This is a genomic window from Luteococcus japonicus (genome assembly GCF_003752415.1).
Classification (GTDB): Bacteria; Actinomycetota; Actinomycetes; order Propionibacteriales; family Propionibacteriaceae; genus Luteococcus; species Luteococcus japonicus.
In genome coordinates, this window is record NZ_RKHG01000001.1 from 586,783 (window position 1) to 599,370 (window position 12,588).

The window sequence follows — 12,588 nt, forward strand, 5'->3', positions numbered from 1 at the left end:
GTCAGCCTGCCGTAGCGATGGCGTCGTTGGTGAAGGTAAGGCGTTCCTCGAGAGGGTGGAGGTAGGTCTGGACCTTGTAGAGCTGGTCGGCGACCTGCCAGAGGGCTCGGCCCTTGCCTTGCATCGCCCAGGTGGTGATGACGTCCTGGGCGATGGGGCCCAGGCCGAGGAGGTGCTCGAGTTCGGTGGCGACGGCGCGGTCCTGGCCGTGGAGGATCTTGATGTCGGCCAGGTGCAGGAGGTCCTTGGCGATGGTGGTGGCCTGGGATCCGTGGTCTCCGGCTGAGAGCAGGTCGGAGGGTTTGTGCATGACGGCCCATTGGATGTCGCCGTCGCGGCGGGAGAAGCGCAGGTCGGCGTCGAAGCTCTTGACCGCGTCGGGGCCCAGGCGTAGTTGTTTCCAGGCTTCGTCGCGCACGACGATGCGCAGGTCTCCGGGGTCGGCGACTTCGCGCATGGCGCGTCCCCAGGAGTTGAGGCAGGTCAGGGCGATGCCGACGGCTTCGTCGCCGAAGGGTTCGAGGCGGGACAGGGACAGGGACTGGATGGGGGCGCGCCAGTCGACGTTGATGATGGTGTGGTCGTCGAACAGTCCGGCCAGGGCGCCGGAGACAAGCTGCCCGAGGGCGTCGCGCAGCAGGCGGGTTTCGTCGAGGAAGTGGCGCCGGTCTCGGTAGCGGCACGCGGCGACCAGCTCGTCGGTAGGTTCGTCGAGGGCTCGCCACAGCTGCGGGATGGTGGGTTCGGTCAGCCGGGTGGCGGCGTCGCGGTAGCCGGACAGGTGCGCCAGGACTGTCTTGACGACGACCTCGTCCGAGGGGCCAAAGGGGACGCGCTGCTCCCCCACCTTCTGTGACCCGACCAGCCCGCGCACGAGGGTGAGCCAGCGGCTGAATACCAGCGCGGAACGGCGCTGCGCCTCCGCCCGGTCGAGCCGTTCCCAGCCGGCGGCGAGGGGCCCGAGGTCGAGGGGGTTGATGCGGGTGGCCAGGCCGCGGCCGATGGCGAAGGGTTCGACGCCCAGGGCGTGGCACAAGGCTTCGTACTCGTCCTTGGGGTCGCCCAGGATGAGGGCTCGGTAGCCGAAGTCCATCATGCGCAGCAGGAAGGCCTTGGTGGTGCCGGACTTGCCGCGTCCGGGTTTGCCGAAGACCATCACGTTGGGGTTGGTGACGGGGATCTGGTCGTCGAGGACCCAGCCCAGTGGGTCGGCGTAGAAGGAGCCGCCGGAGAGTTGGTCGATGCCCATCTGCGCGCCGGTGGGTGGCAGGCCGGGGGTGGCGATGAACGGCCACCACACCCCGGCCTGGTCGGAGGTCATCCGCCACGCCGCCACCGGCGCCCCGGACGGTGTCCGGCCGCGTCCCGGCCGAAAGGCGCCGCGTGCGGGGGCGTGGTGGAACAACCTGCCTTCCCTGCCACGCACTGGTGCCGGGGGTGGGGCGGGCAGGTCGTGGCCGAAGTCGGCCAACAGGTGGGCGACGTCGCGTCCGGTACGGGCGGTCATCAGTTCACCGTCCTGGTCAGGCCGAGACCGAGCGGGATGGTCGAGGCGAGGAAGCCGGCGTCCTGGGCCAGGTCAAGCCGCAGTGGCGCGAACCCCGCGCGGCGGATAGACGCGTCGAGTCGTCGTCCGTAGTCGGCGATCGCGACGGTCTTGGGCGCGGTGACGGTGCACACGGCATACGGGCGCATCAGCGCGGCGCCGCGGGCCAGCTTCTCGTCCACGCCGTGCGCCTTGGCGGCATCGTTGCGGTGACGGGCCTTGGCCTTCACCCCCGCCCGGCGGCGCAGCTCACCGCCCATGTCGGCGGCGAACTCAGCCGAGTCGCTGTGCCGTTCGGCACGCTGCTGGGTCAGGATCGGGAAACACACCATGTACGAACGCCGCTCCTCCGCCTCGTCCGGGGTGAGAACCGGCGCCAACGCCCCCAACGCCGCCCCGTTGACGGGCAGCATCACCGTCGCGCTGATCGAGTTCCACGCATCGTGGGAGTAGTGCCGCACCGTCGCCTCGGCCCCCGACGGGCCGGCCATCGCCCACGGCACACCCGCCTCCACCCTTGGGTTGTGCTGGTGCTCGGCCAGGGCCTGGACGATCCCGGCCCGGTCGCCCGGCGCGAAGCCACTGCGACAGGCCAGCGCCAATTCCGGCGAGGTCAGCCACGACACCTGCGTCATGCCCAACCCGCCCCGCAGCGCCGCCTCGACCTCGGCCATCACACTGCCCAGCACCCGCGCCCGCCCCGCCAACCCACCACCGGAATGCCGTGCCACCCGGGCCAGCCGGGTTTCGGGCACGACGACGGTGACGAACGCCTCGGTGCGCACGCTCGCCCTGGACAACGAGCGATGCAGGTCATCATTCACCTGACGCGACAGTCCCTGCCTGGTGGGGCGTCGGTGCTGCTCCACCCAGATCGATCGTTCCGCCCCGTCGTCGGGCACAGTGCGGACCTGCACGATCAGCTCGTCGGCCAACTCAGCCCGCGCCGTCGCATCGATCAGGCTCGACAGCCCAGCGGCCTGCCGGGCTCGTTCGTCGACGTCGCTCATCCCGATCCCGGGATGGGTCACCGCACAGGTCACCGCCCAGGTGCGGGCCGCGTGGTTCTGCACTAACGCCACCCGCCGTGCCGCCGCCCCGGTCGGTGGGCCGTCGTGGATCTCCACCCCCGACAACACCCCCGGCAGATCGACCTGTTCCGGGTTGGTGGCCTTGCCCTGGGCGGCGCGGGCGGTGAACCGACGCGCCCCCGTGGCGGCGTCCACGGTGAAGCACGCCAACGCCCACAACCAGCCCAGCATCGGACGGCCCTTCACCTGCACCGCCGTCACCAGCACCACCACCGCCCACACCAAGGCAAACAGCAGCATCGACAGCCACGCTTGGCGCTGGATGGCCCAGAAGATCGGCAGCGTCGACACCGATACCGCCGCCAACTGCCAGGCTCGCAACCCGAAGAACCACCCAATCCGGTCCCGCGTGTAGTCGCTGTAGATCGTCACGACCTGCCTCCTTCATCCGTCGCGCCCGGCTTAGGGTCTTGTTGGCTCGGTGTCGGAGCGGTGCCGGGGCGTGGTGGGGCGGGGCGCCGCTCTGACCCCGGGTGGTGTGCCGGTGGTCGCATGGGCTGCTGGGGTGGCAGCGGCTGGACGACCGGCTCATCAGGCGTCAGTGACGGGCTGGACGGGGTCGGCAGGGTGCCGCCGTTGCCGTTGGCGGCATCGGAGTCCGCCTCCGCCAAACCCTGCGGCGCACCACCACTGCCCTGTCCGGGGGTGCGGGTGAAGTCCGGCTGGTAGGTGTTGTGACCCACCCCGAGCTGGTTGGTGGCATCGCTGAACAACGCCGAACCCGCCCCACCCAGGTGCGCCATCGTCCGCAGACCCGTCGCCGCGGCCGCACCAATCGCCGCCGCCACACCCAACACCCCCGCCGCACCACTCGAGGCTGCAGAACCACCCGCAGCAGCGGTGCCGCCGCCGACGGCAGTCGCCGACGGCCCGCCGGCCGGTGCAGGGCTGGTTGAGGGTGTGGCGTTCTGGAACCGAGCCGCCGTCGCGGCCTGGGAGGCCTGCTCGCCGGCGGAGCGTCCGTGCTCATCGGTCTCGGAGGCACTCGTCCCGGACGCCTTGCCGCCCAGACCAGAACCGAGACCGCCGAGCAGGCCGGAGATGCCGCCCACCCCGGCCAGGCCTGCGCGCACCGCGGCACCGGAGTTGGTGCCCGGGTCGACGAAGGCCAACAACTTGAACAACGCCACCGGCGCCACCGCCGAGACCAGGATCATGAACACCCCCGGCACCGCCGTCCCGATCGCCGACTCCGGCCCCGTCGCCAACCCCAGTGCGACGCCGTTGGACATCTGCACCCCCAGGCCCATCGTCAAGGTCATCAACACCGGCGCCAGCGCGGCGGCGTGGAACCAGCGCAGCGACTTCCAGAACCACGGCCTGCCCACCTCGGACAACAAGCCCGCCGCCGAGATCGGCGCGGTCGCGGCCAGCACCAACAACCCACCGGCCCGGGCCAGCAGGATCACGAAGTGCGCGATCGCCGCGATCCACAAGAACAACCCCATCAGCCCCAGCACGGTCGCCAGCACGGCGTCACTGACGTCCTGACCCGACAACGGCTTGAGCGGCTGCCACGCATCCCACGCATCGATCGACAACAAGCTCTTCATCAACGCCTGGTTCAATCCGCCACAGGCCGAGACCACCAGCGCGCCATAGCTCAACCAAGCCACCCACACCATGCAGAACTGGCCCGTCCCGACCACCAGCCGCCCCAACGACTTGCCGTCGCGTCGGGCCAGCACGACGAACAGCTGCACCAACCCCATCAGCACCGCCAACGCCCCGGCCATCCAGAATGTGGAGCGGTAGGCCAACTGCGCCGGCCCCTGCTCCGTCACGTCCGGGGTGAGCAGCGCGGCCTCGAACTTCAACACCACCCGCAACAGCCACAGCCCGGCCTGCCACAGGCTCAGCATCATCGCCGTCCACCCGTCGACCACCACCTTCGACGCACGATCAGCCAACGCCCCGAACGGATCCCACAGCATCGCCGGCTACTCCCCCGCGACGTGCCAGGTGCGCCACCCGGCCCGCGCCGCCAACTCGGTGCCGGGCCAGGTCGACGGGGCCACGGCCGCCGGACGAGGCGAGGTCACCATCCATCGGCCCTCGCGCCACGCCATCGCCTCGCAGTAGCCGTAGGCCATGCGTGACTCGACCCGCACCAGCGCCCGCACGTCCACCAACACACACGCGACCACCCCGTCCGGCCCATCGGTGCCCTTGACCTGAGCAGCAACCGGATCCACCGTCACCCGCGCCCCAGCCTCCAGGCGTCCCGTCATGCCCGCCGAGCCCAGGAAGGACTGGACGTGCCGCACCAACGGCCACTGGTCGACCGGCACAGCACCCGGGACGACCCATGCCCGATGCACCTCGCCCGCGCGGGCCACGTCCATCTCGGACAGCACCGTCTGCTCGATCGCCGCCAACTGCCCCACCGCACCGGCGGGCGTGCGCGGGAAACCCGTCACCACCCGCGCCGGACCCGTCCGGGTCGAGTTCGGCACCGTCAACGCCGGCGCAGGCTCCACCGCCGGAGCACCACCCAACGCATCCGCCGGCGCCACCTGCAGCATCGGCTCGGCCAACAGCGCATCCCGATCCACCCGCCCATCAATCGGGCGGGTCGCTACGGCCGGGGTGTTGGTCCCGGTGGCGTGGACGACAGCCGTGCGGATCGCGAAACCCAAGCCGACCAGCAGCGCCACCCCGACCACGCACAGCCCGGCCAACAGCGCCCACAACCGGCGGCGGCTCCACGCCTGGGGCTGGTCGCCGGTCACGTCACGGCTCCTGGCTGGCCGCTGGCGCGCCGGGTGCGTCGGCGATGCAGCCGCTGCCGGTGATGCTCGAAATCAGCGACGGCAGCACCAGGTATGCGATCGCGGCCAGGAAGACCACCGCCACGCCCACCACACCGGCCTTGCTGGCGTGCGGCATCGAGAAGATCCGCCCCGCGACGATCGCGCCGATCGAGACCACGACCCCGACCACGAACATCGCCAACACCGCCCACAGCACATAGCCGGTGAGCTGGTCGGCATACTTCTGCGCCCCAGGCGGCGCCAGCGGGCAGATCTCCAAAAGCACCAATCCCACGTCGAGCATCACTTCGTCCCCTTCTCGCATTCGCTCAGCAGGCCGAGCACGGTGTGCGCGGCCGAAACCACAGACTTCGACAACGGCGCCGGAGACAATCCGGTCACCAACAACCGGCCATCGCACGGCATCACCGCCCACCGGTGCTCGTCGACCAGCCGCTGCAGAACCGGCCCCATCGCTGCGCGCACCTGACGCGGCAACCGACCACCCGACACCGCCCGCACGACCGCGACGCAACGATCCGGGCCCAGCTCGTCGACCGCCACCTCGAGGCGGCGGATGCCCGGCACCGTCCCGGCCGCCACCACCACAACCACCTCCGCGGCGGCAACCGTCGCCGCAACCCACCCGGGCCCCGACGCACACGGATGGACGCCGGCATCCAACACCGTGCGCCGCACCACCCGATCCAGCGGCAACGGATCACCCGCCTCGACGGTGGCCGGACGTTCGATCACCACCCCGTCGCGCTGCGAGCGCACCCACGACGACAACTCCCCCAACTCCGCCGACCCGGCACCGGCCAACCCCGAGCCGGCCGGCAGGCTGATCTCGAGCAGCCTCGCGCACGGATCGGCCTGCGCCACCGCCAAGGCCACCGTCGACGCGCCCGCCTGCGCATGCGCACCCACCACCACAACCAGCGCCTCAGCCGGTCGCCACGCCGACACCGAGGGCTCCTCGCCATCCAGCGCCGACACAGCCATGGCCGAAGTGGCTGGCTGCGGCTGGATGGGTTCGGGGTTGGCATAGCGGCCCTGGCTGACGGCATCCCAGGCGCGCCGCAGCTCCGCCACGCTCGGCGCCATCCCGGACATGGAGGCTGATGGTGTGGTCACGTCGACCCAACCCGCCACCAGCTGGTCGGTGCTCACGCCACGTCCAGGAACAGACCCTGCCGGTTCGCGTCCTGCAACCGGCCCAGCACCCGCCCCACCCGACGCCGCGCCGAACTCGGCGAGATCCCCAGCTGCTGCGCCACCACCGCCGACGCCTGCCGCGACATCAAACCGTGCACGCCCACCCGCCGGGTCGGCACCTCATGGCCCACCGACACCACCAGCCGCAACAGCGCCGCATCATCCGGCGTCACCGCCCCAGCCCGCGCCGCCTGCTGCAACACCGCCGACAGCTCCTCGGCCGGCTCCACCCACGGCTCAGCGCTGGCGTCGTCGACCATCAAGCCCTCCAGCACCTGGTCGTCCATCGGCTGCGTGTTCGCCCACGTCCGATCGCCACGGTCCTTCGCCTGGATCCCCAGATCCGCGAACGTCGCCCGACGCACCTGCCACTGGATCGAGGCCGCCACCTTGCGGCGCGACCGCCACTCAAAGGTCCGCGCCCCCATCCACAGATGCTGCGCCGCCCCATCACACAACGCCGACATCGGCAACGACCCCGGACGATGCCGACGAAGCTTCGCCAACGTCCCCGGAATCAACAGCTCGCACAACACCGCCGCCGCCTCCGGACAGTTCTCGCCCTCCACATGAGCCAACCCCGCCAGCGCGATCAGCACATCATCACGGGCCATCACATCGCCCGTCCGCGACGCCCGCCGGAAATCGTCGACCGACCTCAGCAAGCCCAGATCCGGATGACTGATCCCCCAACCCGGGGCCAGCCCATCAGCCGCCTGCAGCAGAAACTCAGTGCCCAGCGCCTCGCGCAACGTGTCCATGTCCATCTCCCTGTCGTGGGTGCCTGTCATGGACACAGATGGACACAACAACGTCCTCACTTTCGTTCCTCCACAGCCCAGCCCGATGGGGGAACGCAGGGGAAACACGACACCATCGGTCGGAGAAACGCCTAGCCGCACCAGCGTTCCCCCGATAGTCCGTGGGTTCAGCACTCCAGCGAGCGATCAGAGCTACCACCGGCCAACGTGGCCCACGACGTGTTTGACTTGAGGCATGGACCTGTTCTCGGCCATCGCCAGCGAGCGACGTTCCCTCGCCGACCTGCTCGAACACCTCACACCTGACCAGCAAGAAGCCCAGAGCCTGTGCAACGAGTGGACCGTCAAACAGGTCGCCGCGCACCTGGTCATGCCGATGGAGGTCGGCATGCTCGGCTTCATGGCAGCGATGCTGCGCCACCGCGGCAACTTCGACGCCGCCAACAACGCACTCGCCCGCAAGCAGGCACGGCGTCCCTTCGCTGAGATCGTCCAGACCTTGCGCGACAAGGCCGACCACCGCTTCACCCCGCCTGGCCAGGGGCCCGAGGCACCCTTGACGGACGTCATCGTCCACGGCCTCGACATCACCACCCCACTCGGCCTCGGCCACCAGGTAGCCGACGAACACCTCGTCGTGGCCCTGGATTATCTGGCCGAACCCTTGCCCAAGTCACGTGTTGCCAGCCGACAACTGGTCGGGGTGCGGCTGCAGGCAGATGACCTGGACTGGAGCCACGGCCATGGACCGCTGGTCACCGGCTCGGCACGGGCGATCCTGTTGGCCCTGGCCGGACGCGATGCCGGATGGGAGCAGCTCGCCGGCGCCGTGCCTCACCGCTCAGCCTGAGGAGAACCATGGCCCACGATGAGAACCTCGCACGCCGGATCCGCGACCTGCTGAACGACCTGCCCAATCTCCGAGAGGTGAAGATGTTCGGCGGATTGGCCTTCATGCTCGACGACCGAATGCTCTGCACCGCCTCGGCCGGAGGCGAAGCACTCCTCGTGCGAGTCGCGCCCGACGAAGATCCCCAACTCCTCAGCAAGCCCGGCGCGAAACGCGGCGAGATGGGCAAGGACCGCATCATGGGCGTCGGGTGGATCGCAGTCGACGCAGAGGCAATCAAAACCGACGAGGACCTCCAGGTCTGGATCCAGGCGGCTTTGCGCCACGCCAAGCAGTAACGATCGGCTGGCTCAAGCCCCCCATATGCTCCGTCTCAGAAGGAAGAACGATCCCATCCTCTACCGATCGCGTCGAGCAGTGCCGTGGACTTCGAGCTCAGTCCGGAGATGGTGCTGGTCTGTCAGCCGAGTTTGTGAGGGTGCGCACCTGCCGCATGACGATGGCCGATCCCAGCCAGCCGGGTATCACCGAGGTGGACGTTCCGGGCATCACCGTCCTGGTGTGGATCGACGCGGCGATGTGCATCCCGAAGGCCGCCGACCAGCCCGCCACCAGGATGCTCGTGAGGGTCCTCGTTGCCAGATCGCTGTCGCGGGACAGGCGCCATGCCATCATCAGGGCCGTCGTCTGGGCGGCCTGGGCGGCGAGACGTTTCGACGCCTTGTGGTCGGCCATCCAGTTGCCATCGATGTGCCGGTCCAACCAAGGGCTGCCCGTGGTGCCAACCCGTCGGAACCAGTCGTCCACCGAGACGAGCACCTCCTCGGCCTGATGGATGGCGATCAGGCCAGCGGTCCATGCCCACGCCTTGTCCCGGTTGTTCATCTCTGTTCCCTTCGAGTCGCGGCCAAGCTGAGGCCATGCGCCGCCAGCAGCCAGCCACCGCACAGGGCGACGGCACGAACTGGCCGTGCGTTGTCTGCCACCCCTGCCCGGCGAAGGCGACGACGTGCCCACCACCACTGCGGCAGGACGACGGTGGGCGAGGTCGCCACTCCCGTGACATAGCCACCCGAGGCCGCCGCTGCCGCGAGGTGCCCCCAGCCATGCACCCCGAAAACCAGCTGAACATCCTGGTAGAGCCACCCCTGGCCGCGAGTCCGCACACCGTCGATGGCTGCCGCCGCGCACAGCAGGCCCATGGTCGCGATGCCAACATCGACATGACGCTGGCTTGGACGGTGCAGCGCGGCAGGTGTGCGCCGCGAAAGTCCGAGCCGCTCGATCGTCTGCGGCGCCGTCGCGGCCATGGTGAGCCATTCCTCGCCGTCATTGGCCAGGAACGAGCCCCACAACGACAACGGGACGAGCCATCGGTCACGACCCTCCAGTGCACCGTTCATGGTCACTCCATTTCGATACCGGCCGTTTCGCTACCCATGGTAGCGCCATTCAGGCTGGCATGACATGGTGGTTCCCGTGACTTCTCGTGGACGCCCGCTCGATGCATCCGTGGAGCAGCGCGTGCTGCCCGCAACCCGGGAACTCCTGGCGGCGTCGAGCCTGTCGGATCTGCGCATCGACGACATCGCCCGACGAAGCGGCGTCGCCAAGACCACCATCTACCGCCGTTGGCCCAGCCTGACCCACCTCGTGGTGGCCGCCATGGCCGACCTCGTCGGCGAGCGTGAGGTCACGATCACCGATGATCCAGAAGAGGACCTGCAGCGAATCGCTCTTGCGGGGCTCCGGTCGCTGCGGACCGCCGGACCGTCCCTTCCGCCCCTGGCCCTTACGGTCCATCGACATGGCGATGCACAGCTGCGTCGTGAGTATCGCGCTCGCCTGATCGACCCACTGCGCGGCGCCCTGATCGACTGCCTTCAACGAGGCCAGGCTCGGGGGGTCTTTCGCGCTGACGCTGATGCTCCATTGGCGGTGGATGCGATGATCGGAGCCGCGATCTACCGCCTTGCGATCCTCCACGAAACGCCAACTGAAGCGGACGCGAAGGACCTCGTTTCCCTGCTTCTCGACGGGGTGCGTCCCCAGCCAAGCAGGGAGCGCGAGCAGTGACCCATCAAGTCTCACTCTGGTGCCTCCAGTCTCATTGTGCGAGGCGCCAAACATGTCCGGCGCAACCCAAGTGAGACTCGGCCAGCCGGCGGATCGCCACAATGCGACTGCCCCGGGACAGCAGAATGAGACAAGCCCTGAGCGCCTTGGGCGTTCACTTGACTAGCTTCGTCCGTGCAACTTCGGGAGCAAGGTCCAAGGCCTGCGAGTGAAGCTGAAAGTGGACGCCGGGTCTCTCTGGACTCATCCGGTCCTTGACGACCTTCGTTTCAGTAGTCAGGAGCCCCACTGCCTCGAGGTCCTTGACGCCGCGATCCCAAGTCGACGGGCTCAGGCCATAGTGACCACGTCAACCAGGTAGTGGGACGTGGAAGACGTCGAGCAGCTCGAACTGGTCGAACAGGACGACAGTGATCCGGCGTGCTCGGGCGGCAGTGTCAGTCATGTCGCGAGAATAGAACCCCCAAGGGCGTTTGGCCTGGAGGGCAACGGCCGTCTGCCGCGCTCCGCGGCATAGGAACGTGTTTGAGCACACGGGGTCTGGCGTGAGGGAACGTCCTCCTGCTGCGCTTGAAGGGCTTGGTGTCCCATCGCAGAAGGAGGACGAACATGTCTCACGCTAGTGGTGTTTCCCGTGGTGACCGCAACCGCAATGCCCGACTCGGGCGGCTCCGGGAGGCCGTCCCGGTCACGAACGCGATCGTCGGGATCGACCTCGCGGACACCAAGCAGATGCTGGTGGTCTGCGACCACGACTCGAAGGTCTTGGCCCGACGAACCTTCCGTTGCAAGGCCTGGGACCTGGGCAAGGCCCTCGACTGGGCCGCCGACCGCGCGACGAGGGCTGGCTACACCGGCGTCACAGTCGCCTGCGAACCGACCGGGCACCGCTGGCGCGTCCTCGGGCAGCTCGCCGCCGACCGCGGCATGAGCTTCGTCTGCGTTCAACCGATGTTGTCGTCATGGGCCCGCAAGACCGAGGACCTGACCATCGACAAGACCGACGACAAGGACGCTGTCCTGATCGCCCGCCTGACCGCCCAGTTGCGCTGCTACCTGCCCGAACCGGTCGACGAGACCTGGGGTCGGCTGCGTCACCTAGGGCAGCGACGGGCCCGGCTGCTCGGCGTCCATACCGAGTCTGTCCAACAGATCAGGGCCCTGCTGGAGTGCGTCTGGCCCGCGGCTCTCGAGACCGCGAAGCACCCGTTCAAATCCCACACCTGGATCGCCGCGCTCCACGTAATCGTCTCCCGCGACGGCGGCGACCTCGCCCTGAGCCGGCGCCGAGGTCTGGCCCGTTTCGAGCACCAGGTCGGTCGCGAGCTGATCCGCCGCGGTTACCAGCGTCCCTGCCGGCGGATCGTGACAAGACTTTTCACCGCCCTCGACGACCCGGCCGGGGTGCTGGAACACCGACGTTCCGCGTTCGAACGGATCAGCTGGATCCTCGACGACTTCGACCACGCCCACACCCAACTCGTCGAGGTCGACCAACGCCTGGTCGCCGTCCTCGACGAGCTCGGGCTGACCGAGCTGGTCACCAGCATCGACGGCCTCTCGGCGGTCGGCGCAGCCGCGATCCTGGCCGAGACCGGTGACCTGACCCGCTTCACCTCCGCCCGCGCCGTCGTGAAACACGCCGGCCTCGCCCCGAGGGAACGCATGTCCGGGGCGTTCACCGGCAGAGCCAGGCTGACCGGCGCCGGCCGGCCCGAACTCCGAGCGGCGGCCTGGCGGGCGGTCTGGGGCTGCCTGCAGAACAACCAGGTCCACGCGGCCCGCTACCGCCACCTCACCACCCGCGAGACGAACCGGCTCAAGCCCACCCAGGCCCAGGCCGTCGTCGCCGCCGGCCTGCTACGGCAGCTCTACGCGATCGTCACCACCCGGCAGGCCTGGAGCCCCGACATCGCCTCCACTGGCAGCAGGCCCGTCGCCACGGTCGTCCACCTGGAGGCCATCGCTGCCTGAACCAACCCCTACAAGCCACCCGCCCGCGTCGCCATCAGCCAGGCGTCCACACCCAAGAGCTGGGTCGGGGCGAGCCCTCAGCGGCATTGGGAACCCCATCGGTATCCCGTCTGTCATCATGGGCAGCCCCGACCCTCGTCGACCAACCCGATCACACGCTGCAGAGCCCAGCTCCATTACCTATGCAGGGACCGACGAAAACCCCGGGACACCCGACCCAGTCTTGACACGAAACGCCTCACGCTGATGACAGTGACATCCTTGCCGCGTCTGAGAAGTGACGTGCTGGTCAAGGGTGCGAAGTGCTCGCCCACCTCGT

13 protein-coding genes are annotated in these 12,588 nt (G+C 69.0%); 4 read left to right on the forward strand and 9 right to left on the reverse strand.

What is annotated here, in order from left to right; all coding sequences use genetic code 11:
* Nucleotide 1: 1 nt before the first annotated feature.
* From EDD41_RS02800 to EDD41_RS02835, 7 genes are read right to left on the reverse strand one after another with little or no spacing between them, the layout of a single operon-like run.
* Nucleotides 2-1,507: an ATP-binding protein gene (locus EDD41_RS02800; RefSeq protein ID WP_123574879.1), complete on the reverse strand. Its 1,506-nt coding sequence runs from the start codon at nucleotides 1,505-1,507 to the stop codon at nucleotides 2-4.
* The gene (locus EDD41_RS02805; protein ID WP_123574880.1) at nucleotides 1,507-3,009 is read right to left on the reverse strand and encodes an SCO6880 family protein; all 1,503 of its coding nucleotides are present in this window, start codon (nucleotides 3,007-3,009) and stop codon (nucleotides 1,507-1,509) included. The genes EDD41_RS02800 and EDD41_RS02805 overlap by 1 nt, the downstream gene beginning before the upstream one ends.
* Nucleotides 3,006-4,571 (reverse strand): TrbL/VirB6 family protein, encoded by a 1,566-nt coding sequence (locus tag EDD41_RS16525; protein ID WP_148060454.1) that lies wholly within the window; start codon nucleotides 4,569-4,571, stop codon nucleotides 3,006-3,008. Before EDD41_RS16525 ends, EDD41_RS02805 begins: the two co-directional genes overlap by 4 nt.
* Before the next feature lie 6 nt (nucleotides 4,572-4,577).
* Entirely contained in the window at nucleotides 4,578-5,369 is a 792-nt protein-coding gene (locus EDD41_RS02820) for a hypothetical protein (protein ID WP_123574883.1), read from the reverse strand.
* 1 nt (nucleotide 5,370) lies between these two features.
* Nucleotides 5,371-5,694 carry a hypothetical protein gene (locus EDD41_RS02825; protein WP_211336695.1) on the reverse strand — a complete coding sequence of 108 codons (324 nt, stop codon included), beginning with the start codon at nucleotides 5,692-5,694 and terminating at the stop codon, nucleotides 5,371-5,373.
* Nucleotides 5,694-6,563 carry a serine/threonine-protein kinase gene (locus EDD41_RS02830; RefSeq protein WP_123574884.1) on the reverse strand — a complete coding sequence of 290 codons (870 nt, stop codon included), beginning with the start codon at nucleotides 6,561-6,563 and terminating at the stop codon, nucleotides 5,694-5,696. The genes EDD41_RS02825 and EDD41_RS02830 overlap by 1 nt, the downstream gene beginning before the upstream one ends.
* Nucleotides 6,560-7,369, reverse strand: coding sequence for a hypothetical protein (locus tag EDD41_RS02835; RefSeq protein ID WP_148060455.1), 810 nt, complete (start codon nucleotides 7,367-7,369; stop codon nucleotides 6,560-6,562). Before EDD41_RS02835 ends, EDD41_RS02830 begins: the two co-directional genes overlap by 4 nt.
* Nucleotides 7,370-7,604: 235 nt before the next feature.
* Between EDD41_RS02835 and EDD41_RS02840 the strand changes: the two genes are divergently transcribed.
* Both EDD41_RS02840 and EDD41_RS02845 read left to right on the forward strand, forming a co-directional pair.
* Nucleotides 7,605-8,219, forward strand: a complete 615-nt coding sequence (locus tag EDD41_RS02840) for a maleylpyruvate isomerase family mycothiol-dependent enzyme (protein WP_123574886.1) — start codon at nucleotides 7,605-7,607, stop codon at nucleotides 8,217-8,219.
* 8 nt (nucleotides 8,220-8,227) lie between these two features.
* The gene (locus EDD41_RS02845) at nucleotides 8,228-8,557 is read left to right on the forward strand and encodes a TfoX/Sxy family protein (RefSeq protein ID WP_170165213.1); all 330 of its coding nucleotides are present in this window, start codon (nucleotides 8,228-8,230) and stop codon (nucleotides 8,555-8,557) included.
* A 97-nt stretch (nucleotides 8,558-8,654) separates the two neighbouring features.
* Here the strand turns inward: EDD41_RS02845 and EDD41_RS02850 are convergent, their stop codons facing one another.
* Both EDD41_RS02850 and EDD41_RS02855 read right to left on the reverse strand, forming a co-directional pair.
* A complete protein-coding gene (locus EDD41_RS02850; RefSeq protein ID WP_123574888.1) occupies nucleotides 8,655-9,104 on the reverse strand; it encodes an HXXEE domain-containing protein in 450 nt (149 codons plus the stop codon).
* The gene (locus tag EDD41_RS02855; RefSeq protein WP_094763711.1) at nucleotides 9,101-9,622 is read right to left on the reverse strand and encodes an HXXEE domain-containing protein; all 522 of its coding nucleotides are present in this window, start codon (nucleotides 9,620-9,622) and stop codon (nucleotides 9,101-9,103) included. Before EDD41_RS02855 ends, EDD41_RS02850 begins: the two co-directional genes overlap by 4 nt.
* A 109-nt stretch (nucleotides 9,623-9,731) precedes the next feature.
* Between EDD41_RS02855 and EDD41_RS02860 the strand changes: the two genes are divergently transcribed.
* Together EDD41_RS02860 and EDD41_RS02865 are read left to right on the forward strand one after the other, a co-directional pair.
* Nucleotides 9,732-10,295, forward strand: coding sequence for a TetR/AcrR family transcriptional regulator (locus EDD41_RS02860; RefSeq protein WP_170165214.1), 564 nt, complete (start codon nucleotides 9,732-9,734; stop codon nucleotides 10,293-10,295).
* 609 nt (nucleotides 10,296-10,904) lie between these two features.
* Nucleotides 10,905-12,269 carry an IS110 family RNA-guided transposase gene (locus EDD41_RS02865; protein ID WP_123574890.1) on the forward strand — a complete coding sequence of 455 codons (1,365 nt, stop codon included), beginning with the start codon at nucleotides 10,905-10,907 and terminating at the stop codon, nucleotides 12,267-12,269.
* Nucleotides 12,270-12,588 lie beyond the last annotated feature (319 nt).

What these genes read in the sequence shown, in the direction of transcription:
- EDD41_RS02855 (WP_094763711.1), bottom strand. Translation starts at nt 9,622, where the DNA reads ATGAACGGTGCACTGGAGGGTCGTGACCGATGGCTCGTCCCGTTGTCG.
- EDD41_RS02850 (WP_123574888.1), bottom strand. Translation starts at nt 9,104, where the DNA reads ATGAACAACCGGGACAAGGCGTGGGCATGGACCGCTGGCCTGATCGCC.
- EDD41_RS02840 (WP_123574886.1), top strand. Translation starts at nt 7,605, where the DNA reads ATGGACCTGTTCTCGGCCATCGCCAGCGAGCGACGTTCCCTCGCCGAC.
- EDD41_RS16525 (WP_148060454.1), bottom strand. Translation starts at nt 4,571, where the DNA reads ATGCTGTGGGATCCGTTCGGGGCGTTGGCTGATCGTGCGTCGAAGGTG.
- EDD41_RS02800 (WP_123574879.1), bottom strand. Translation starts at nt 1,507, where the DNA reads ATGACCGCCCGTACCGGACGCGACGTCGCCCACCTGTTGGCCGACTTC.
- EDD41_RS02825 (WP_211336695.1), bottom strand. Translation starts at nt 5,694, where the DNA reads ATGCTCGACGTGGGATTGGTGCTTTTGGAGATCTGCCCGCTGGCGCCG.
- EDD41_RS02845 (WP_170165213.1), top strand. Translation starts at nt 8,228, where the DNA reads ATGGCCCACGATGAGAACCTCGCACGCCGGATCCGCGACCTGCTGAAC.
- EDD41_RS02835 (WP_148060455.1), bottom strand. Translation starts at nt 7,369, where the DNA reads ATGGACACGTTGCGCGAGGCGCTGGGCACTGAGTTTCTGCTGCAGGCG.
- EDD41_RS02865 (WP_123574890.1), top strand. Translation starts at nt 10,905, where the DNA reads ATGTCTCACGCTAGTGGTGTTTCCCGTGGTGACCGCAACCGCAATGCC.